Origin of the sequence: Lentibacillus kapialis, assembly GCF_014646635.1 — a bacterium.
Lineage (GTDB): Bacteria > Bacillota > Bacilli > Bacillales > Amphibacillaceae > Lentibacillus > Lentibacillus kapialis.
Genome location: NZ_BMNQ01000099.1, coordinates 1,050 through 5,277, shown reverse-complemented (window position 1 = coordinate 5,277; position 4,228 = coordinate 1,050). Strand labels below are relative to the sequence as shown.

Here is a 4,228-nt window from a genome sequence, read left to right as displayed (position 1 = left end):
GTTGGTTGGGTGTCAACCTTCCAGTACCACAAAAAGCGGGATGTCATTCTATTTTCGGGCAAACGTTTCAAAACAAGTGGTAATTCAACATAATGTGACGACATATTTTTTGCAAGAGTCAAGTAATCAATAGTCTTAACAAGGCATTCCCGATTGGGGAATGCTTTTTTAGTTACTTTTCGAAAACTGGAGTGGATGCTTTCTATGACGATTGTAGTACATACCTATCACCTTATCCTCAATGGCAGAAACAATCTTTTGACGTTTGGGCACAAGTGGTTGAATCAAAAGATACGTCACGATCCTGGGGAACTTGAATATCCAATTCACCTGAACTGGTACGAACAATTCGTATCCACTTCGTCTGTCTTCCGTCTCTTTTTCGGTTTTATCATTGGATTTATACCCCAGGATGATGATTCATCTTTCCTGTGTATCTGCTAAACTAAAGTAGAACCAAATAAAAATAAACAATTTTTGAGGGCTTTGCATCAGGCGACCCCGGTCGGGGCCAGGTATAATAACCCCGCTCCTATACTTCGCCAGCAACGCTTCCACTCCCCCCCAGTCAGCCTCTTGATCACGCGATTCTCTCTTCGAAGTTAGTTGTAAATTTAAAATGGAGAATCCGGAGCATTCTCCATTTACAAAAAACTTCACTCATATTTACATAAATATCCAAAAGGAACTTATAGGTTGTTCCACCTCTCTTAACCCAAGTAAAATTCTCTTCGCCTTCCCAACCCACACCCGGCAGATTTTGCATGCAGATGGAATTTCATAGCCATGTTTAGGCCGTCATTATAATCGCACAAGCTCCATTCCCATTACTTCAAAATGATGATCAAAAGAAAAAATCTTTTGAATGTGGTGTTCTTTCATGATTGCGACACTTAACGCATCACAATACGAAATCTTGTGATCATTGAAATCATTTAATAACCTTAACGTGTTTTTTCTGATTGGAGAGGTAACCTCAGCAATTATGAATTGATTGTCGTCCATTACTGACTCCAAAAAGTGGCGAGCAATCGGGAAGCCTGAACGGTATCTAAGAAGCGTATAAGTTTCAGTTATCACAGGGTCTGATAGTATCAATTCACAGTTTTTTAACGAGATTGCAATTTCTTGGGATTCTTTATGATATTGATCTTTCACGTCATTTAATGCCATTAATGCACTGGTATCCAAAAAACACTTAGCCTTTCTCATTTTCATTAATCTCCATCAGATAATCATCATGATTTATTGATAGGTCTCCAGCCGAATCAACCGAATACTTTTCTGCATTGTCTGCCATTGCCAGTAAGGGATTCCTTTTCTGCTGCTCTCTTAAAGCATAATCCCGAATAGCTTCTCTTACGACTTCTGCTTCTGACCAACCTTTGCATGCAGCCAAGTCCTTTACGATCTTATCATCCTCATTGGTCATATGATATTGTTTTCGTTTCATTGAATTTTCCATTTTGAACCACCATCCTACACATGTATTATAAAATGTGTGTGTAGGTAAGTCAATAAAACAGCAACCCCAATTGCAACATAATATACCATATAAAAATTTGGATTCCATTTCTAATAATAGAAGCGGATCTTAGAATATATCATTTACATGCGAGAAGACCATGCTTCAAACAAACTGCATATATGATTTTCTTGTGAAGCAGACAGGAATATGTTTGGAAGTTTGGTAGTGGTTAACGCATAAAATATTCCCTTTGCACTTTGGTAACGATCTCCAGGGCCAGGGAATACTTTAGCGTGGAAAGGAGGTTCTCATTCAACATATATTGACAAAAGTCGGGAAGTGACAGGCACCAACTATGAGGTTAGACCGCTGTTTTCTTACCTCTTTTAAATTTCACAGTAGTAGTACCCATTGTTACGGCGCCAGGGCTGATAATCAACAGAAAAAACAAAACACCCGCTGTAAAAATTTGTGTTACAACATCCGGATCTACAATAGAAAGATAACAAAACAGCAGGGTTAATCCCAAGAAAAAGAGATAGTAAATTACAAATTGAAAAAAATGCTTAATGGAATTTGCTCTGATCCAAAGCTTATCCGTTACTAACTCCTCAAGGTTCACGATACGATGCAGTTTCTTTTTAAACATATTGTATAAGGATACGAAGAGTACAAATGCGAATATTACTACCATCACAAGAATCATAGTGTTAATTAATGGTGTGTCCGGGAGAGCAAAGTAATTAGCCAAAGGCTTTAAAAGAGTCGTTATAAAAACACCTATACCAGCTCCCAATATACTGGAGTGTCCTGTTTTTGTTTGACTTCTTTCCGGCGACTTCAATTTTTCCACAATATTAGGATCTTCCACCCTAAACACAGGATTAGGGGACATCCAGAAGAAAAATGGGAATATCATCTTCCAGAACGAACATCCCATATCAAGGATATACACCTCTCCATCAATGGCCAGGATTCGGTATCTTAGATTTTTAAATACACCTTGTACTTTACAATTCATTATATGATCCCCTTTCTTAATTTCATTGGATTGGTCTATCAAGAAAACGGATTGATAGCGTCCAGACCACTACTAAAAGCTTCACCAGCATCTTCCACAAAATTACTTGCGGATTCTTTAACATTGTTTACGGTTTTACTAACATTGTCCGTGAACTCATCCACCTTTTCAACTGCCCAATCTAACTTATCTTGTATACCCATATAGTTACTATTATAAAGTTTATTGAAACCCCATGTTGCAAAGGTTGCCCCAGCTATACCTGCTACTACTGCCCATCCACCTGGATTTGAAGCAACTATAAATGTTACCCCAACTGCTAACGCATCTCCTACAATACCCGCTCCTATTACTCCGGCATTATGTGTTACTGCTTGACCTGCCGTCTTGGCATGATTAGTCATATCATCATACATTCCATAAGCAACATTCCCTGTCATAAATACTCCGCCGACAGCCTTTCCAGCTCTTATGATGTTTTTCCCTTTCTTTATCATGGCTTTTGATTGTCCGCCACCATGAAAAGGAATGTTACTGCCCATAGCTTTAATTAATTCAGCACGACTGATTACTTTATTTCCTTTCTTTGTAACACCTTCTTCAATATAAGCACCAATCGTATTTCCACCTAAAATGTTATAGATTTCTCCAGCATTTTTATTTAAGTAATCCACAAAATTCTCGGGTACTTCTTTATCCGGATTTTCTCCACTTTGCATCCCTTTAAGCTCATCCAAATAATTGTAATATTGAGTTTCATTAATCTTGCCTTTTTTCAAATCAGTGTAAGCCTTATTTAATACTTTTTGCAAAGGCTCATTTAGATCTTTTATCGTATTATCCTTGGGTTTCCTGGCCTTTTTAATTTCTGCTTCTCTTTTCTTGTTTGCATTATAGTCCCTCAACACCGACAACCCAACAGCTGAAGAATTCCCTCTGTAATCCGTAAATCGTGCATCACCCTGTACTGCCCCGGCATTATTCAACGCCACTTCAATCTGATGCAGCAAATCCTCTGTTTGCAGAATCTGCTGCTTGCCTTCACTGGTAAAAGAGTCCAGCTTTTCCTTCAAATCTGTAATCGTTTCAATCGCATCATCCTTATCCGCCTCAAGCGTCCACGAGCTAGGTTGGCTTGCACTGCTAATATCCGATACGCTGCTAAGGATCTCTCTAATAGATTCTTTTTCCTCGTTTAAACGGTCATAATCATCATTTACATCCGCTTCTGTATCTTGCAAATAATTACTTTTAATAATGGCTGATTCACTTTCTTCAACACGCCATTGAAATGATTCCAAATGCTTTTGTAAATTGTTATCAAGATCCGTAAATAACCCATGGAAAGAAGTTAAAACTGTTTTATGCAGATCTTCAAAATAAGCTTTTGCCTCGTTTGCGGCTTTGCCTGAAAATGATTCCATGGCAATGATGCTTTCAATACTTTCTTCAACACGGCTCAGACTTGTTTTAATGTCTTCTGATGCTGTTTTCAGCTCATCCGAAAAAGCCATAACCGCCGATACTTCCACTTTATGACCCATTTTCACCTCTCCCTCTCCTCACTAGAATAGCGGTCCGCTGCTTTGTTATTTACCTGTGCTAGCCGTTCAGCATAATATCTCCCTCAGTTACTCAGAATGGCACCAGAATCATATTTGCTTTTATACTTCTTGTTTAACCAAATCCAATAAGAAATCACCAAAATCATTTGCAATTATTTCATATGTTTGACTTTC

4 protein-coding genes are annotated in these 4,228 nt (G+C 38.3%); all 4 read right to left on the bottom strand.

The features are described from left to right. Positions 1-801: 801 nt before the first annotated feature. The gene (locus tag IEW67_RS17445) at positions 802-1,212 is read right to left on the bottom strand and encodes a type II toxin-antitoxin system VapC family toxin (RefSeq protein WP_188634354.1); all 411 of its coding nucleotides are present in this window, start codon (positions 1,210-1,212) and stop codon (positions 802-804) included. Next, positions 1,199-1,465 (bottom strand): hypothetical protein, encoded by a 267-nt coding sequence (locus IEW67_RS17440; protein ID WP_188634353.1) that lies wholly within the window; start codon positions 1,463-1,465, stop codon positions 1,199-1,201. The genes IEW67_RS17445 and IEW67_RS17440 overlap by 14 nt, the downstream gene beginning before the upstream one ends. A 364-nt stretch (positions 1,466-1,829) precedes the next feature. Further along, complete coding sequence (locus tag IEW67_RS17435) at positions 1,830-2,489, bottom strand: DUF443 family protein (protein WP_188634352.1); 660 nt, start codon at positions 2,487-2,489, stop codon at positions 1,830-1,832. 38 nt (positions 2,490-2,527) lie between these two features. Continuing rightward, on the bottom strand, positions 2,528-4,033 hold the full coding sequence (locus IEW67_RS17430; protein WP_188634351.1) for a T7SS effector LXG polymorphic toxin: 1,506 nt from the start codon (positions 4,031-4,033) through the stop codon (positions 2,528-2,530). Positions 4,034-4,228 lie beyond the last annotated feature (195 nt).

Excerpts from the sequence above, each read along its gene's own strand:
- IEW67_RS17435 (WP_188634352.1), bottom strand. The coding sequence starts at position 2,489 with ATGAATTGTAAAGTACAAGGTGTATTTAAAAATCTAAGATACCGAATC.
- IEW67_RS17445 (WP_188634354.1), bottom strand. The coding sequence starts at position 1,212 with ATGAGAAAGGCTAAGTGTTTTTTGGATACCAGTGCATTAATGGCATTA.
- IEW67_RS17430 (WP_188634351.1), bottom strand. The coding sequence starts at position 4,033 with ATGGGTCATAAAGTGGAAGTATCGGCGGTTATGGCTTTTTCGGATGAG.
- IEW67_RS17440 (WP_188634353.1), bottom strand. The coding sequence starts at position 1,465 with ATGGAAAATTCAATGAAACGAAAACAATATCATATGACCAATGAGGAT.